The 14,440-nt window shown below is 71.1% G+C and carries 15 protein-coding genes and 2 pseudogenes; 7 read left to right on the forward strand and 10 right to left on the reverse strand.

Annotation, left to right across the window (positions count from 1 at the left end; genetic code table 11):
• Window positions 1–40 precede the first annotated feature (40 nt).
• From AB0M39_RS32410 to AB0M39_RS32425, 4 genes are all read right to left on the reverse strand, one after another.
• Window positions 41–613, reverse strand: a complete 573-nt coding sequence (locus AB0M39_RS32410; protein ID WP_365370072.1) for a hypothetical protein — start codon at window positions 611–613, stop codon at window positions 41–43.
• A 98-nt stretch (window positions 614–711) separates the two neighbouring features.
• Entirely contained in the window at window positions 712–1,098 is a 387-nt protein-coding gene (locus tag AB0M39_RS32415) for a GNAT family N-acetyltransferase (RefSeq protein WP_365370104.1), read from the reverse strand.
• A gap of 228 nt (window positions 1,099–1,326) precedes the next feature.
• Window positions 1,327–2,064 carry a GNAT family N-acetyltransferase gene (locus AB0M39_RS32420; RefSeq protein WP_365370074.1) on the reverse strand — a complete coding sequence of 246 codons (738 nt, stop codon included), beginning with the start codon at window positions 2,062–2,064 and terminating at the stop codon, window positions 1,327–1,329.
• Window positions 2,065–2,121: 57 nt separating this feature from the next.
• On the reverse strand, window positions 2,122–2,352 hold the full coding sequence (locus tag AB0M39_RS32425; RefSeq protein ID WP_365370076.1) for a hypothetical protein: 231 nt from the start codon (window positions 2,350–2,352) through the stop codon (window positions 2,122–2,124).
• Between the two features lie 367 nt (window positions 2,353–2,719).
• On the opposite strand from AB0M39_RS32425, the gene AB0M39_RS32430 reads away from it, so the two are divergent.
• The 3 genes and pseudogenes from AB0M39_RS32430 to AB0M39_RS32440 all read left to right on the forward strand — a co-directional run.
• On the forward strand, window positions 2,720–3,175 hold the full coding sequence (locus tag AB0M39_RS32430) for an ASCH domain-containing protein (protein ID WP_365370078.1): 456 nt from the start codon (window positions 2,720–2,722) through the stop codon (window positions 3,173–3,175).
• Window positions 3,176–3,312: 137 nt separating this feature from the next.
• Entirely contained in the window at window positions 3,313–4,275 is a 963-nt protein-coding gene (locus AB0M39_RS32435) for an ADP-ribosylglycohydrolase family protein (protein ID WP_365370080.1), read from the forward strand.
• A 23-nt stretch (window positions 4,276–4,298) separates the two neighbouring features.
• Window positions 4,299–4,844 (forward strand): annotated as a pseudogene (locus tag AB0M39_RS32440) (S1 RNA-binding domain-containing protein); the annotation flags it as partial.
• Between the two features lies 1 nt (window position 4,845).
• Here the strand turns inward: AB0M39_RS32440 and AB0M39_RS32445 are convergent.
• The 3 genes from AB0M39_RS32445 to AB0M39_RS32455 form a co-directional block, all read right to left on the reverse strand.
• Window positions 4,846–6,780, reverse strand: a complete 1,935-nt coding sequence (locus tag AB0M39_RS32445) for an ABC transporter permease (protein WP_365370082.1) — start codon at window positions 6,778–6,780, stop codon at window positions 4,846–4,848.
• 126 nt (window positions 6,781–6,906) lie between these two features.
• On the reverse strand, window positions 6,907–7,713 hold the full coding sequence (gene modA / locus AB0M39_RS32450; RefSeq protein WP_365370084.1) for a molybdate ABC transporter substrate-binding protein: 807 nt from the start codon (window positions 7,711–7,713) through the stop codon (window positions 6,907–6,909).
• Window positions 7,714–7,809: 96 nt separating this feature from the next.
• Window positions 7,810–8,205 (reverse strand): helix-turn-helix transcriptional regulator, encoded by a 396-nt coding sequence (locus AB0M39_RS32455; RefSeq protein WP_365370086.1) that lies wholly within the window; start codon window positions 8,203–8,205, stop codon window positions 7,810–7,812.
• Window positions 8,206–8,509: 304 nt separating this feature from the next.
• Between AB0M39_RS32455 and AB0M39_RS32460 the strand changes: the two genes are divergently transcribed.
• Window positions 8,510–8,929 carry a TOBE domain-containing protein gene (locus AB0M39_RS32460; protein ID WP_365370088.1) on the forward strand — a complete coding sequence of 140 codons (420 nt, stop codon included), beginning with the start codon at window positions 8,510–8,512 and terminating at the stop codon, window positions 8,927–8,929.
• Window positions 8,930–9,081: 152 nt separating this feature from the next.
• Here the strand turns inward: AB0M39_RS32460 and AB0M39_RS32465 are convergent, their stop codons facing one another.
• The 3 genes and pseudogenes from AB0M39_RS32465 to AB0M39_RS32475 all read right to left on the reverse strand — a co-directional run bounded on the left by AB0M39_RS32465 (window position 9,082) and on the right by AB0M39_RS32475 (window position 10,895).
• Window positions 9,082–9,579 carry a molybdopterin-dependent oxidoreductase gene (locus tag AB0M39_RS32465; RefSeq protein ID WP_365370090.1) on the reverse strand — a complete coding sequence of 166 codons (498 nt, stop codon included), beginning with the start codon at window positions 9,577–9,579 and terminating at the stop codon, window positions 9,082–9,084.
• 273 nt (window positions 9,580–9,852) lie between these two features.
• Window positions 9,853–10,038, reverse strand: a pseudogene (locus AB0M39_RS32470) (2Fe-2S iron-sulfur cluster-binding protein); the annotation flags it as partial.
• The gene (locus AB0M39_RS32475) at window positions 10,035–10,895 is read right to left on the reverse strand and encodes an FAD binding domain-containing protein (protein ID WP_365370092.1); all 861 of its coding nucleotides are present in this window, start codon (window positions 10,893–10,895) and stop codon (window positions 10,035–10,037) included. The gene AB0M39_RS32475 and the pseudogene AB0M39_RS32470, both read right to left, overlap by 4 nt.
• A 415-nt stretch (window positions 10,896–11,310) precedes the next feature.
• On the opposite strand from AB0M39_RS32475, the gene AB0M39_RS32480 reads away from it, so the two are divergent.
• The 3 genes from AB0M39_RS32480 (at window position 11,311) to argG (ending at window position 14,359) form a co-directional block, all read left to right on the forward strand.
• Window positions 11,311–12,162 carry an alpha/beta hydrolase gene (locus tag AB0M39_RS32480; RefSeq protein WP_365370094.1) on the forward strand — a complete coding sequence of 284 codons (852 nt, stop codon included), beginning with the start codon at window positions 11,311–11,313 and terminating at the stop codon, window positions 12,160–12,162.
• A 119-nt stretch (window positions 12,163–12,281) separates the two neighbouring features.
• Window positions 12,282–12,818: a GNAT family N-acetyltransferase gene (locus AB0M39_RS32485; RefSeq protein WP_365370096.1), complete on the forward strand. Its 537-nt coding sequence runs from the start codon at window positions 12,282–12,284 to the stop codon at window positions 12,816–12,818.
• Between the two features lie 92 nt (window positions 12,819–12,910).
• Entirely contained in the window at window positions 12,911–14,359 is a 1,449-nt protein-coding gene (gene argG, locus AB0M39_RS32490; RefSeq protein WP_365370098.1) for an argininosuccinate synthase, read from the forward strand.
• Window positions 14,360–14,440: the final 81 nt, after the last annotated feature.

The following is a 14,440-nucleotide window of genomic DNA, read 5'->3' on the forward strand; positions in this document are numbered from 1 at the left end:
CGTGGACGCTCCCGTCGGCCTGCGGCTGCGGTCGTGAGCATCACCGCAGGAGTCGTACGACCGTCCCGTAACCGGCGGCACGGCCGTGGTGACGGAAAGCCAAGACCTGGCCTTCCTCGAGGGCTACGGGCCGTTCGAGCATGACCGTCACCGTGCCCTTCCCCAGAGGCTGGATCGCTTCGAAGCCGTCAGGCAGAGCCACCTCTCCCCAAACGGCGGCGGCGCGGGCATAGAAGCACAGACGCTGTCCGGTGAGGACTTGCGCACCGCCCTCTTCCTCGGACAACACGGCCATGTCCGCTGCGAATCCGAGATGCGCGGTGACCCAGCCCGGCGCCGCGAGCACGTGGCCCCGCTCGATCGCGCCCGCTGGCACACCCTGCAGGACGAGACCCACGTTCATACCGGAATGAGCCTCGCCGACACTCCGGCCACCGTCGTCGATGTCCGCGACGACGGCGATCGCGTCGGCGTCGAAGCCGACCAGCTCGACTTCGTCGTCCTTGCTGACCCGACCACGTTCGATGCGGCCCGTCACCCTGACCACCCGGCCCTGGCTCCGGCGGAAGACGTCCTCGACGGACATCAGAAACGGCTTCTCGGTCGCCACCATGAGCGCCCCTCTCGTCACTGGGCAGACAGGCCGGGAATGGACGGCCGATCACGGATCCTCATCAGGGGCCTGTCCAGCCGGGAGGCCACCCGCCCTCGTCACGTGCTGAAGGCGCCCGCACCCGGTCGTCGCACCATGAAGACGTCGATCGGGTCCTGAGCTTCCAGGGCGAACCCGTGGCGCTCGTACAGTCGCTGGGCGGCGCTGCCCTGTAGGACGTTGAGGCGGACGAGCATGCCGTCGGCGTCGGTCTGCCGCAGCAGTGCTCGCAGGACAGCCGATCCGAGGCCCCGGCTCTGAATGCCCGGAGCGAGATAGAAGTGCTCCAGCCAGAGCCCGTCCTCGGCCGGGCGCACCGTGACGCAGCCCGCGAAGGCGCCGTCGGCGACGATGACCGATGTGTGGTCCGAAGAGAAGGAATCCCGCAGCCGCTGCCGGACGCGATGCTCGTCGAAGCGTCCCAACCGCTCCAGGTCCGGGCGCATCACCGTGGCCCGCAGCTCCGCGATCGCCTCGACGTCCTCCGGCTCGGCAGGACGCAACGCCCACTCCAGGGGACGGGTCGGTTCGATCCCTGGAGCCGTCCGTCCCGGCCGTATCCCGTCCGCCCGCGCGCTCGTGTCCATGGTGCAGGAGTATCTCAAGGGACCGCTGCGACCACCGCGACCAGTGCCGGGCATACAGCAGCCCAGCCCCTATCGCGGACCGCCTCGCTATCGGCTGAGTTCGTCCAGATCCAGGCGGACGCTGAGCTGGCTCCCGAGCTCCCGGAAGCCGAGGGCCCGTGCGACCCGGCGGGAGGCCGGAGGGCGGGCCCGCCACTGGGGCATCAGCCCTGCGGCGAGTGCGTGCGCCACGGCTGCGGAAGCCGTCTGCCGGGCCAGTCCGCGGCCTCGCCGCCGCGGGGCGGTCAGCACGCAGACATGGGCGGTCGCGGCCGGCCAGACGCCGTACCCCGCCGCGGCCACCACCTCCGTTCCCTCGCGTACGACGAACGCGCAGGACGTGATCTCGTCCAGACCGCTCTCGTCCGCATCCTCCGGCCCCACCGACCGCGCCAACTCCTGAAGGCCGCGATGCCCGGGCGCCAGTTGCTCGACGGCGTCGTGGGCCGGAGCCGGCCGGAAACCGTCGCTGGAGACGTATGCCAAGGCGGCCGGACCGAGTACGTCGGTCACCGGCAGCAGGGCCCGGACCGCTTCAGGACGAGTCAGCGAACCGGCAGGCGCCTCAGCCAGTACGCGGCGGAACAGCTGGGCGGCGCTCGCGGTGGGCACCGTGGCGATCGCCGCGTCGCCCAGCGTCACGATGCCGGCCCATGACGGTGGGCACAGAGCCGACTCCGGCGAAACGACCACGGTCAGACCCCCGGAGGGCGCGAACGACACCGGCGCAGCGGCCAGCGTCTCCCACAGACCACGGGCACGGACCAGCAACGGATCAGCAGCCATGGGCTGATCCTGCCACCCCAAGTTCGCGGGCCGCCACGGCCGTTCGCGCTGGGGGAATCAGCGAGAGGCGTCGCCGTTCCCTCGCGTGTGCGCGGTCGTCATGCCCGCCTCGGACGGGGGACGTTGGGCCAACACCCTGTCGGCGGTGTCGAGGATGTTGTGGAACGTGCGGGTGATGATCGGCCGTGCGAGGCGCCGGGTGAGGAAGGCGCCGAGCAACGGGACGGGGATCTCGGCGTGGGTGGTCCAGCACACGTGGGTGCCGCCGTCGACCTCGGTGAAGGTCATGCGGCCGAGCTCGTGCGGTGGCGTACGGCGGCTCGTAGCGGGTGATGCGCTCCCGGAACCAGCCGATTAGCCAGAGGTGGCTGCGGATCGCGCCGACGCCGTAGGGCGCGGTCTCGCCTTGGCGGGTCAGGCGGCAGCGCAGAATCAGGGGCGAGCGTGTGTAGTTGGCGGTCGTGGTGAGCCAGGCGAACACGTCCTCGATCGGGGCGGCGACGATGACTCAGGTCGCTGAGCTGGCGCGGGCGGAGGCTCGTCCTCCAAGCAGCGGGGACACCGACTCCAGGTCGAGCACCGGCGGGTGTTCGCGGGCCGGGCAGCCGGGGAAAACCCGACGCGCCGTAGAGTCGAGGGTCGCTACTGTGCCAGCATGACGACCGACCCCGCCTCGCCCGTAGATCCCGCGTCGATGCCCAGGGCGGAGTTCGCCTTCCCCGGCCCTCTGCGCGACCAGCTCGTCGCGGCGATCCTCGACGGCTCCAAGACCTCCACGACGGGGCTCGTCGTCGACTACGAGCATGAGGGGGATCCCTTGCCGGAGGTCGGGAGCCGTTCGGCGGTGATCGACTCGGACGGCCGTCCGGTCGCGGTCATCGAGGTGACCGACGTGCGTGTCGTCCCGCTGGGTCAGGTGGATCTCGCCCATGTGGTGGACGAGGGGGAGGGGGACGCCAGCGTGGCCGAGTGGCGGGCGAGCCATGAGCGGTTCTGGCACAGCGAGGAGATGCGCGAGGCGTTGGAGGACCCCGAGTTCACCGTGAACGATGCGACGCCGGCGGTTCTGGAGCGCTTCCGCGTCGTCGCCGACCTTCGCCTCGCTGATTGACCGTCATCTATCGCTCACACTGCCGTCGGCATACGGGTGCCGCCGCCGTCTCGCGATACCGCGCCCCTTCCTCCCGGCGCCATGATGAGTGGAAAAGCAGGATGTGACAGTCCATCGGGCGCCGGTAGCCTGCGCGAATGAAGCGGATGCAGAGGGCTGCCGGCGCGATCGTCGGCTCAGCGGCTGGCGACGCGCTGGGAGGCCCCTTCGAATTCGGCCCGCAGGGAGCGTTCTCTGCTCGGTTCCCCAAAGCGGGCTCGGGCGGCGAGATGAGCGGAGGCGGCGGCTGGGACCCGGGCGAGGCCACGGACGACACACAGATGGCCGTCCTGGTCGCGGAGTCACTGCTTGAGCAGGGCGGACTGGACCTGCCGGACGTCTTCGCCCGCTTCCAGCGCTGGGCGGCAGCCGGCCCGAAGGACATCGGCCTGCAGACCGACGACGTCCTGACCAACGGCATGCCCTGGGACCAGGCCGCCGCGATCCATTTCCAGGTCAACCAGCGTGCGGCGGGCAACGGTTCCCTGATGCGGGCGTCCACCTCGGCGGTGTACTTCGCACGCCTCGGCCAGTCGGCCACCATGGACGCAGCCCGGCGCATCGCGGCCCTCACCCACGGCGACCGCGCCGCATGGGAGGGCACCGCCGTCTTCCACGAACTCGTCCGCGTCATGCTGGAAGGCGACGGCGTCGACCCCATCGCCGCTCTCCCGGACGTCCTGTCGCTCGTCCATCCTGACCACCGCCCCCGCTACGCCGCGGTCCTCGCGCCCGACTGGCATCCAGAGCAGGCAACCGAGTTCAACGGCGCCGTATGGCCCTGTCTCGGCTCCGCTGTGTGGGCCCTGCGCACGACCACCGGCTTCGAGGACGCGATACGCGCGGCGATCGACCTCGGCGGCGACACGGACACCGTCGCCGCGGTCACCGGTGGTCTCGCGGGCGCCTACTACGGAGTGGACGCGATCCCTGCCCGCTGGACCGAACCGCTGCATGTCCCTCTGCCCGGATTCGACGGACGGGTGCTCAGGCTGCCTGATCTGCTCGAACTCGCGTACCGCCTCGCAGAGCGGCCCACACCGGCGGGGGCAGCGGCATGAGCGGCAGGGACGGCGCGGCCGGCGACGCACGCCGAGCGTTCCTTACGACGCTGGAGCTCGGCCAGGTCTGCAGAGGCGTGGTCTCGTCCGTCGTCGACTTCGGTGCCTTCGTGGACCTGGGCGGCAGTGGCAGCGGAAGTGGAAGTGGAAGTGGCAGTGGCAAAGTCGATGGATTGGTGAACGTGGCAGAGCTGTCCTGGCGGCACTACGACCACCCGGCGGACGTGGTCACGGTAGGTCAGGAAGTCACGGTGGTGGTCCTGGACGTCGACCTGGACCGGGAGCGGATGTCCCTGTCCTTGAAGGCGCTGCAGCCTGACCCCCTCAAGGAATTCGCCCTGCGGCACCTCGGATCCACGCTGACCGGCCGGGTCACCAAGGTCGTCCCCTTCGGCGCCTTCGTCCAGGTCGGCGAGGGCATCGAGGGGTTGGTTCCGCAGACCGAGCAATCGGCGTGCGAAGCGGGCGCCTCGGCCCCGCTTCTCCAAGTCGGCGACGAGGTGGACGTCGAGATCGAGGGGATCAACTTCGCGCGGCGCAGGATCTCCCTGTCCCCACGGCGCTCGCACGTCACAGAGTCACTGTCGTCACCTCGGTCGCCTTGACGCTCGTCCACACGGTCGTGCCGTCGGCGAGGCCGAGTTCGGCAGCAGCCTGCGGGGTGATCTCCGCGACGAGGTCGGGGGCCCGGCCGGAGGTGATCAGCACCCGGAGCCGGCTGCCCGACGCGGTGATCTCTCGTACGGTTCCGGGCCAGACGTTGCGTGGGCTTCCGCTGGGCTTGTCGCGGTGCACGGACACGGCTTCGGGGGCGATGATCGCCAGTACGTCGGTGCCCTGGGGCAGCGGATCCGCGATCACCAGACGCTCGCCGCCCTGCAGCTCGATCCCCTCGGCAGTGGCCGTGCCGGGCCACGCGTTGCGCCCGAGCATGCGGGCCACCCACGGCGAGCGGGGGTGGCGGGCGACCTCGGTGGGCGGCGCGTCCTGAAGGGCGCGTCCGTCGTCGAGAACGAGGACCCGGTCGGCGAGCGCGACCGCCTCGACCGGGTCATGGGTGACGATCAGGCAGACGCCGCCGAAGCCGTCGAGGTGGCGGCGCAGGGTGTGCCGGACGTGGGCACGGGTGGTCTGGTCGAGGGCGGCGAGAGGCTCGTCGAGCAGCAGCAGACGGGGCCGAGCAGCCAGCGCGCGGGCGAGCGCGACCCGCCCGGCCTGTCCGCCGGACAGCTGGGCCGGTCGGCGGTGGGCGAGGTGTCCGACGCCGAGGCGGTCGAGCCACTGCTGCGCCTCGCGACGGGCCTCGGCGCGGGGCACGCCATGGGCGCGGAGCCCGTACGCCGTGTTGGCGAGGGCGGTCAGATGGGGGAACAGGGCGCCGTCCTGCGGGACCCAGGCGACGCCTCGGCGGTGCGGCGGCAGACCGGTGACGTCGGCGTCGCCGAGCTGGAGGCCGGCGTGGGCCCGGGGGGTGAGGCCGAGCAGGGCGCGCAGCAGGGTGGTCTTGCCCGCGCCGTTGGGGCCGACGACGGCGATGGTCGTGCCGGGCTCGGCGTCCAGGACGAGCTGGGTGAAGCCGGTGACCTCGGCGTGCAGCGCCCAGCGCTCGCCGGGCTCGGATGCGGGTGCGGCGGGCTCGGGGACCGTGGAGGTCGGCGGATCCGCCTCCGCCGGCGCCTCTTTGGCGCCCTGGCGTTGGGCGGGGGTCCCGGTCCAGCGGCCGCGCAGGGCGATGAGGACGAGCATGGCGATGGCCAGGAGCAGCAGGGAGACGGACGTCGCGGCTTCCGGCTCGTCCTGCAGCAGCAGATACACCTGTAGGGGCAGGGTCTGCGTGGTTCCGGGGAGGTTGCCGGCGAAGGTGATCGTGGCGCCGAACTCGCCGAGCGCGCGTGCCCAGGTGAGGGCGGCGCCGGCGATCAGGCCGGGCGCGACCATCGGCAGGGTCACGGTGAAGAAGACCCGCAGCGGAGAGGCGCCGAGGGAGGCGGCTGTCTCCTCGTAGCGCGGCCGCAGCCCGCCGAGGGCGCCTTCGAGGCTGATGACGAGGAACGGCATGGCGACGAACGTGGCTGCCAGCACCGCGCCCGAGGTGTGGAACGGCAGCGTGATGTCGAAGGTGTCTTCCAGCCACGGGCCGAGCAGCCCGCGCCTGCCGAACGCCAGGAGGAGCGCGACACCGCCGACGGTCGGCGGCAGCACCATCGGCAGCAGGACGAGGGACCGTACGAACGCCTTGCCGGGGAAGGGCACGCGGGCCAGCAGCCACGCCAGCGGCACTCCCAGGAGCAGCGACAGACCCAGCGCGTAGAACGAGACGACGACAGACAGCCGCAACGCCTCGACCGTGCCGGGCGAGGTGAGGTGGTCCCCGAGCTCGTCCCACTGCGTGCGGGCCAGGATGCCGACGAGCGGCAGCAGCAGGAACGCGACGGCCAGCAGAGCGGGGACTGTCAGGGCGACAGGGGCCCGGGCGCCCGGGGCGTGACCGCGGAGACGTTTCATCGGCTTGGTCCTGGGGCGGGGAGAGGGGGAGGAGAGGGGCTGCCCGTTCCCCCGGAAACGGGCAGCCCCCGCGGCCTGCTGGCAGGATCTGGGCTCAGTGTCAGGGCTCAGGATCCGGGCTCAGCGTCAGGGCTTCTGGAAACCGGCGTCCTGAAGGATCTTCTGCGCCTCGGGCGTCGACAGCCACGCCACGAACGCGGCCGCGGCCTCGGCGTTCTTCGAGGCCTTCAGCGTGGCCGCGGGGTAGTCGGCGATGGCGTTCTGATCGTCAGGGATCTCGACGGCGTCGACCTTGTCCGGGGCGCTGGCGGCGTCGGTCTTGTAGACGAGCCCGGCGTCGGCCTCGCCCAGCTCGACCTTGCTGAGCACCGCGCGCACATTGGGCTCCTCGGAGACCGGCTTCACGGTGATCTTCTGGGCGTCCAGGATCTTCTTGCTGTAGCGGCCGACGGGCACCTCGGGGGCGGCCAGGACCACCTTGAGCTTGGTGTCGGCCAGGTCCTTCAGCTCGTCGACCTTCTGCGGGTTGCCCTCCTCCGTGGCGATGACCAGGCGGTTCTTGGCGATCACGGTGGGGGTTGCGGTGTCGGCCTTCAGGCCGTCCATGGTCTTGGTGTCGGCGGTGACCAGGGCGTCGGCGGGGGCGCCCTGCTTGACCTGGGCGGCGAGCTCCTGGGAGCCGGCGAAGGAGAAGGTGATCTTCGTGCCGGGGTGGGACTTCTCGTACGCGGCGCCGGCGGTCTTGAACACGTCGGTCAGCGAGGCGGCGGCGAGCACCGTCAGGTCGGCCTTGGCCGTGCCCGTGCCGGACTTCGTCGCCTTGGCGCCGCTGTCGGTCTTCGTGTCGTCGTTGCCGCATGCGGCGAGCGGCACGAGAAGGGCGGCCGTCAGGGCTGCTGCGGCGGCGCGGCGTCTGGCGAAGGTGAAGGACATGAGGTCGGACTCCTGAAGACGTGATCGGCTCGTTGCCGTCAGTACGGGTGGTGATGAGCCGCGCCGGTGACGGGCGACGCCGCTTGTTGCGTGGGGTCAGGTGCGGTCGATGTGCACGCTGGTCGACTTCACGCGGGCGGTGGCCTGCATGCCGACTTCGATTCCGAGCTCCTCGACGGCCTCCCGGGTCAGCAGGGAGACGAGCCGGTGCGGACCGGCCTGGATCTCCACTTGCGCGGCGACGTCGCCGAGCTTGACCGCGGTGACGATGCCGGGGAAGGCGTTGCGGGCCGACGTGTAGGAGGCGTCGTCGTCTGCGCTGCCGCCCTGGGCGACCTCGATGGAGAAGGCGGCCAGATCCCGGCCGTCGATGAGGCGGCGCCCGCCCTCGTCGCGATGGGTCGCGACTCGGCCGGCGTCCGCCCAGCGGCGCGCGGTGTCAGGGCTGACTCCGAGAAGACGCGCCGCCTGCCCGATGGTGTAGGACTGCATACAAGCCACCGTAGGGCTCTGAGCCTCTTATCTGCAATTTATTCGTGGAAAAGTCACGGCAGATGCGAGATCGCTTGGAGGAACGGCCAAGCGGCGGCCTGCGCCGCCTCGACCTGCTGATGCGGCCCGCGTCGAGGCGGTCGCGACACGGCCCGTGACCCGGCGGACGCGGCTGCGTCTGCCACCCGGCTGCCGCGTCCGCCCTGGTGCCCGCGGCGTGGGGCGGGCGGAGCGCACGCGCTGTGGCTAGAGTGCGGAACACGGCGCGTACACACCGGCTTTCTACGTATTCGAGGCGTTCGGTATGAGTCTGAGCATTCGCAACCAGATCCCCGGCACCGTAACCTCAGTGACCACCGGCGAAGCCATGGCGACCGTCAGGGTCCGCCTCGACGGCGGTCAGGACATCACCGCCGCCATCACCGCCGAAGCCGTCAAAGAGCTTGGTCTGGGGACGGGCACGGCAGTGCGCGCACTCGTGAAGTCGACCGAAGTCGCCCTGGCCACCGGCCCCGTGGCGGGGCTGAGCATCCGCAACCAGCTTCCCGGCACGGTCGTCGACGTGGCGACCGGCGGCGCCATGGCCAGCGTCAAGGTGGACGTCGAGGGCGGGAGCCTGACCGCGGCGATCACCAAGGACGCCGTCTCGGACCTCGGCATCGCGGCCGGCGCGTCGGTCGTGGCACTGGTCAAGTCCACCGAGATCTCCCTCTCGACGGTCTGACGGATCCCGTTCCCGCGTCGGCCTGAGGGACCTGTTCCCGCGACGGTCTGCCGGATCCCGCCTCGACGGCTTGACGGACTTTGCTCGGCCCAGCGCCCCGTACGCGTCTCGTGCGGGGCGCTGTGGCGTCTCACCGGACCGGCCGCGGCGTGTCACCGAGCGGGAGGGCTGTCCGGCGCGCGGCACGCGCCGATCCAGATACTGGTGACGGCGCTGATATAGCGGGCGCCGCAGTGGTCGGTGGGGACGACGAGCTGACACCCGGCCTCGTCGAGGTCCGCCTCGTCCAGCCGGGTGGCCAGCAGGACCGGGCTGTCGCCGAAGTCGGCGTCGAGCTCCGCCCAGGACAGCACCGCGTGGTGGCCGTCGCCGCCGCCGACCGCCAGCAGGAAGCGAGAGCGCTCCTTGCGCCGGGACGGATCGAAGCACGGCGCGGTCGTGCTCACCACCTCCCGCAGCAGGGCGCCGTGGAACGTGTGGTGCTGCGGCCCGTTCTTGGCGCAGTTGAACGTCACCCGCGCCTCATGCTGCCGCCAGCCGCGCCGCAGGTCCGCGACGCTCAAGGTGACGGGCCTGGCCACCTCCCCGTGGACGGTGAAGGAGCCGGTGCCCACGGCGTCGGTTCGGGGCGGCATGGCGATGCTGCTCATCGGGGTTCCCCTTCTGGCGGTCGTCACGGCGGCTGCCGCCAGTGATACCCGCCAGGCCCCGGAAGAATCGCGTCTGCGTTCTCCTCAGCCCGATAGTCCTTGCTTTTGTGAGCTTGGTACGAATGGCGTCCTTGCTTCTTCCGGTCCATCGTCCGACGGCTGCGCCTCCGTCTCGCGCATCAAGCGGTCGAGCGCGAGCCAGACGCGGTCACGGGTGACGGGCAGCTCGGTGAAGCGGATGCCGGTGGCGTCGCGCAGGGCGTTGGCGAACGCGGCCGGGTAGACGCAGCTGTGGACGGGCTCGCCGTCCACGTGCACCGTGCAGGCTCCGCAGTCCCCGGCGTCGCAGCCCTTCTTCACCCCGAACCAGCCGCGCTCGCGCACATAGGTGCGCAGGCACTGGCCCGCGCGTGGCTCGTCCTCGAAGTGCTGGCTGTTGATCTCGACGCGGTAGCTCATCGCCCACCCTCCCCGGCGAGCTCGCGGCGGATCTCCTCGGCGAAGCACAAGGCCATGTGCCGCCGCCACTCGGGCAGTCCGTGGATGTCGTCGAACCATTCGTGCTCGGCGACGGCCGAGTCGATCGCGCCGCGCAGCTCGGCCGCGTCCGGGGGGAGCGGGAACCACAGCCGGAAGGGCCGTGTGGTGGCAGCCGTGATCGTGACGGCCAGCGACCCGTCCTGCGGATCGAGCGTGCCGACGACGAGGGCGCCGGAGCGGCCGAGCCCGTACAGCGACGCCTGACGGAAGGCCGTACGGCACGCCAGTGCCCGCGCGGGCAGTGTGACAGAACGCAGAAGCTCGCCTTCGGACAGGTCCTTGCGGCCCGCGCCGGTGATGAAGTCCGCGACCTTCCTGCGCCGCACGACGCCGTCCTGCCCCTGGAGCAGACAGCGCCGCACGACGCCGTCCTGCCCCTGGAGCAGACACTCGCCGTCGAGCGCCGCGGTCAGCGAGATCATGGGACCGGCCGGCAGACCGTTGCACAGGTTCCCGCCGACGGTCGCCATGTTCCAGATCTTGAACGAGGCGAGAAAGGCCCGGCAGCACTGCCCGAACAGCGGCGCCGCGGCGGCCGGCAGCGCCCGGCCATACCGGTACAGCCGCGCGACCGTGCACGTGGCCGCGATCTCCAGCGCCCCGTCCGGCAGACGCACCAGCGGCTCCCAGCCCATGCGGCTCAGGTCGATCAGCCGGCGCAGGTGGGGCTGCGGCTCGGAGAACAGATACGTACCGCCTCCCAGCCAGGCGTCCCCCGGCCGCCACGGCTGGCGACGGCGTCCGTCGAGTACATCCGTCACCGTGTTCAGATCCATGTCTCCCCAATGCCCTTTCCGCCACTGCTCCGGCAAGTGAAGCCCGCACGCATGGGTGTGGACGACTGGTCCGGAACACGGAAAACATCGCCGCGGGCGCGGTCGGACTGGATGATTGACCGAGAGGGGGTCGGGTGGGATCAGCTGGCATTCGCGCTGTTCATACGGTGATCTTCCTGGCGAATGTGAGGAGTGGTCCCGCCAGCACGCAGGGAGACGCAGTGCGCACGTCGGGCGTCTCCTCGAGGCGGAGGCTCTGCGCCTGGCCCTGGCCTTTGCTTGCTGGGGAGCCGGCCGGACTTGTCGGGCGGGTGGGCCGGTTCAAGGCGGGCGTCGGCGACCGCCCTGGCGTCGAGCCTGTCAGCGCAGCCGCAAACTGCTTGCCGTGCTCGTCGTCGATGATGAGGATGGCGCCATGCCTACGGTCACCGCTGCCGACGGAACGGAACTCGCCTACCACGTCAGGGGCGACGGCGAGCCGCTGCTGTGCCTGCCTGGTGGACCGATGCGCGCGTCCGCGTACCTCGGAGACCTCGGCGGACTGGCGAGCCGCCGCCGGCTGGTCATGCTCGACCTGCGCGGCACCGGCGACTCCAGCGCCCCTCGTGATCCCGCCGCATACCGCTGCGACCGGCAGGTCGACGACGTCGAGGCCCTGCGCGCCCACTTCGGGTGGGACCGCGTCGACGTCCTCGCGCACTCGGCGGGCGGCGACCTCGCCCTCCTCTACGCGGCCCGCCACCCGCGGCGCATCCGTACCCTCAGCCTGATCACGGCCCGCGCTCGCGCCCTCGGGGTCGACTTCACCGCGGAGCACCGCCGGGAGGCAGCCGCGCTGCGCACGGCCGAGTCGTGGTTCGAGGCAGCCCGCGACGCCTATGAAGCCATCTGGTTCGGATCCCCCTCCGACGCTGACTTCGACGCCGCCGCGCCCTTCTTCTACGGCCGTTGGGACGCCGCCGCCCAGGCGCTCAGCGCAGCCGAGGCTGAGCAGTGCAATGACCAGGCAGCGGAGATGTACGCAGCGCCCGGCGCCTTCGACCCGGTTGCGGCACGCGCCGCTCTTGCGAGCCTGGACGCGCCGGTGCTGGTCCTCGCAGGCGAACTGGACGGCGGTCCGCGCCCCCGCGTCGCCGCTGACATCGCCAAGCTGTTCCCCCATGCCGAACTGGTCGTCCAGCCCGGCGCCGGCCACTACCCATGGCTTGACGACCCCGTCCGCTTCACCCAGACCGTCGGGGGCTTCCTCGCCCAGGGCGGCCATTGAGGCCGAGTGAGCACTGCTCGTCCTCCCCGGGAACGGGCGCGCTCCCTCGGCGCCGGGTGGCGGAGATCGGCCGAAACGATCTCTTGGCCCGTGCTCGACGGAGAGATCATCATGGGGAGATGACTGAGACCCCAGCCTCCTCGGCGCTCACGGCGACCCGGCTCACGCGCTACGCGAAAGCGGATCAGGACGAGATCCTCGGCGACGGCGACGATCCCTTCGGCGTCGCCGCGACGGGTCTGACCTGGCTGCCCAAGGAAGAGCACTTCGGCGTCAGGCGCGGCGGCCGGCTCGTGGCGCATGCCGGGCTGCTGCGCCTGCCTGTCGTGATCGGCGAGGCGAACACGCAGGTCGTGGGCGTCGGCGGGGTGGCCGTCGCGCCCGATCTGCAAGGCCGGGGCCTGGCGCGGCTCGTCGTCGCAGCCGCGCTGGAGCACGCCCGCACGATGGGCCCTCAGCACGCACTCCTGTTCTGCCGACCTCCGCTCGTGCCGCTCTACGAGCGCCTTGGGTGGCGTCCGCTCGACGGGGACGTACTCGTCGAACAGCCCGATGCCCGCGTTGTGACCATGCCAATGCGGACCATGGTGACGCCCCTGCGCGACACCGCGCGCTGGCCCCCGGGGCCGGTACGCCTGCTCTCGCTCCCGATGTGAGGAGCCCATCGCATGTGAGGAGCACATCGCGTGCCTGGAACCCATCGCCATGCGGTGTTGCATAAACATGCGTTTTATTGAATACTCTTCCTATGTCCAAGGTTCTCACCTCCCTGCCCACCGGCGACCGCGTCGGCATCGCCTTCTCAGGCGGCCTCGATACCTCTGTCGCGGTCGCGTGGATGCGCGACAAGGGCGCCGTCCCGTGCACCTACACCGCCGACATCGGCCAGTACGACGAGCCCGACATCGCCTCGGTGCCCGGCCGTGCGAAGACCTACGGCGCCGAGATCGCGCGCCTGGTCGACTGCCGGGCTGCGCTGGTCGAGGAGGGCCTGGCCGCGCTCGCCTGCGGCGCGTTCCACATCCGCTCGGGCGGCCGTGCCTACTTCAACACCACGCCGCTCGGCCGCGCCGTCACCGGCACCCTGCTCGTCCGGGCGATGCTCGAGGACGACGTGCAGATCTGGGGCGACGGCTCGACGTTCAAGGGCAACGACATCGAGCGGTTCTACCGCTACGGCCTGCTTGCCAACCCTCACCTGCGCATCTACAAGCCGTGGCTCGACGCCGACTTCGTCTCCGAGCTCGGCGGCCGCAAGGAGATGTCGGAGTGGCTGGTCGCCCACGGGCTGCCGTACCGCGACAGCACCGAGAAGGCGTACTCGACCGACGCCAACATCTGGGGCGCCACCCACGAGGCCAAGACGCTGGAGCACCTCGACACCGGCGTGGAGACCGTGGAACCGATCATGGGGGTGCGGTTCTGGGACCCCTCGGTCGAGATCGACGCCGAGGACGTGACGATCGGCTTCGACCAGGGCCGCCCGGTGACGATCGGCGGCAAGGAGTTCGACTCCGCGGTCGACCTGGTGATGGAGGCGAACGCGATCGGCGGCCGCCACGGCATGGGCATGTCGGACCAGATCGAGAACCGGATCATCGAGGCGAAGAGCCGCGGCATCTACGAGGCGCCCGGCATGGCGCTGCTGCACGCCGCGTACGAGCGCCTCGTCAACGCGATCCACAACGAGGACACCCTCGCCCAGTACCACAACGAGGGACGGCGTCTGGGGCGGCTGATGTACGAGGGCCGCTGGCTGGACCCGCAGGCGCTGATGGTCCGTGAGTCGCTTCAGCGCTGGGTCGGCTCGGCGGTCACCGGCGAGGTGACCCTGCGGCTGCGCCGCGGCGAGGACTACTCGATCATGGACACCACGGGCCCGGCGTTCAGCTACCACCCGGACAAGCTGTCCATGGAGCGCACCGAGGACTCGGCGTTCGGCCCGGTCGACCGGATCGGCCAGCTCACCATGCGCAACCTCGACATCGCCGACTCGCGCTCCCGGCTCGAGCAGTACGCCGGTCTCGGCATCGTGGGCACGACCCATCGCGCGCTGATCGGTGCCGCCCAGGAGGCTTCGACCGCCCTGATCGGCACCATGCCGGAAGGCGGCGCCGAGGCCATCGCCTCCCGCGGCGAGGTCTCCGGCGACGACGAGCTGCTGGACCGCGCCGCCATGGAGTTCGGCACCGACTGACGGGGTGCACCGACCGACGGGCCCGGGGGGGGCCCGCCCCCCACGGAGCGGGGCCCCCCGGGCCCCCGGGGGCCCCGGGGT

This window comes from Streptomyces sp. NPDC051907 (assembly GCF_040681075.1).
GTDB lineage: Bacteria > Actinomycetota > Actinomycetes > Streptomycetales > Streptomycetaceae > Streptomyces.

Excerpts from the sequence above, each read along its gene's own strand:
- AB0M39_RS32410 (WP_365370072.1), bottom strand. The coding sequence starts at position 613 with ATGGTGGCGACCGAGAAGCCGTTTCTGATGTCCGTCGAGGACGTCTTC.
- AB0M39_RS32415 (WP_365370104.1), bottom strand. The coding sequence starts at position 1,098 with ATGCGCCCGGACCTGGAGCGGTTGGGACGCTTCGACGAGCATCGCGTC.
- AB0M39_RS32420 (WP_365370074.1), bottom strand. The coding sequence starts at position 2,064 with ATGGCTGCTGATCCGTTGCTGGTCCGTGCCCGTGGTCTGTGGGAGACG.
- AB0M39_RS32425 (WP_365370076.1), bottom strand. The coding sequence starts at position 2,352 with ATGACCTTCACCGAGGTCGACGGCGGCACCCACGTGTGCTGGACCACC.
- AB0M39_RS32430 (WP_365370078.1), top strand. The coding sequence starts at position 2,720 with ATGACGACCGACCCCGCCTCGCCCGTAGATCCCGCGTCGATGCCCAGG.
- AB0M39_RS32435 (WP_365370080.1), top strand. The coding sequence starts at position 3,313 with ATGAAGCGGATGCAGAGGGCTGCCGGCGCGATCGTCGGCTCAGCGGCT.
- AB0M39_RS32445 (WP_365370082.1), bottom strand. The coding sequence starts at position 6,780 with ATGAAACGTCTCCGCGGTCACGCCCCGGGCGCCCGGGCCCCTGTCGCC.
- modA (WP_365370084.1), bottom strand. The coding sequence starts at position 7,713 with ATGTCCTTCACCTTCGCCAGACGCCGCGCCGCCGCAGCAGCCCTGACG.
- AB0M39_RS32455 (WP_365370086.1), bottom strand. The coding sequence starts at position 8,205 with ATGCAGTCCTACACCATCGGGCAGGCGGCGCGTCTTCTCGGAGTCAGC.
- AB0M39_RS32460 (WP_365370088.1), top strand. The coding sequence starts at position 8,510 with ATGAGTCTGAGCATTCGCAACCAGATCCCCGGCACCGTAACCTCAGTG.
- AB0M39_RS32465 (WP_365370090.1), bottom strand. The coding sequence starts at position 9,579 with ATGAGCAGCATCGCCATGCCGCCCCGAACCGACGCCGTGGGCACCGGC.
- AB0M39_RS32475 (WP_365370092.1), bottom strand. The coding sequence starts at position 10,895 with ATGGATCTGAACACGGTGACGGATGTACTCGACGGACGCCGTCGCCAG.
- AB0M39_RS32480 (WP_365370094.1), top strand. The coding sequence starts at position 11,311 with ATGCCTACGGTCACCGCTGCCGACGGAACGGAACTCGCCTACCACGTC.
- AB0M39_RS32485 (WP_365370096.1), top strand. The coding sequence starts at position 12,282 with ATGACTGAGACCCCAGCCTCCTCGGCGCTCACGGCGACCCGGCTCACG.
- argG (WP_365370098.1), top strand. The coding sequence starts at position 12,911 with ATGTCCAAGGTTCTCACCTCCCTGCCCACCGGCGACCGCGTCGGCATC.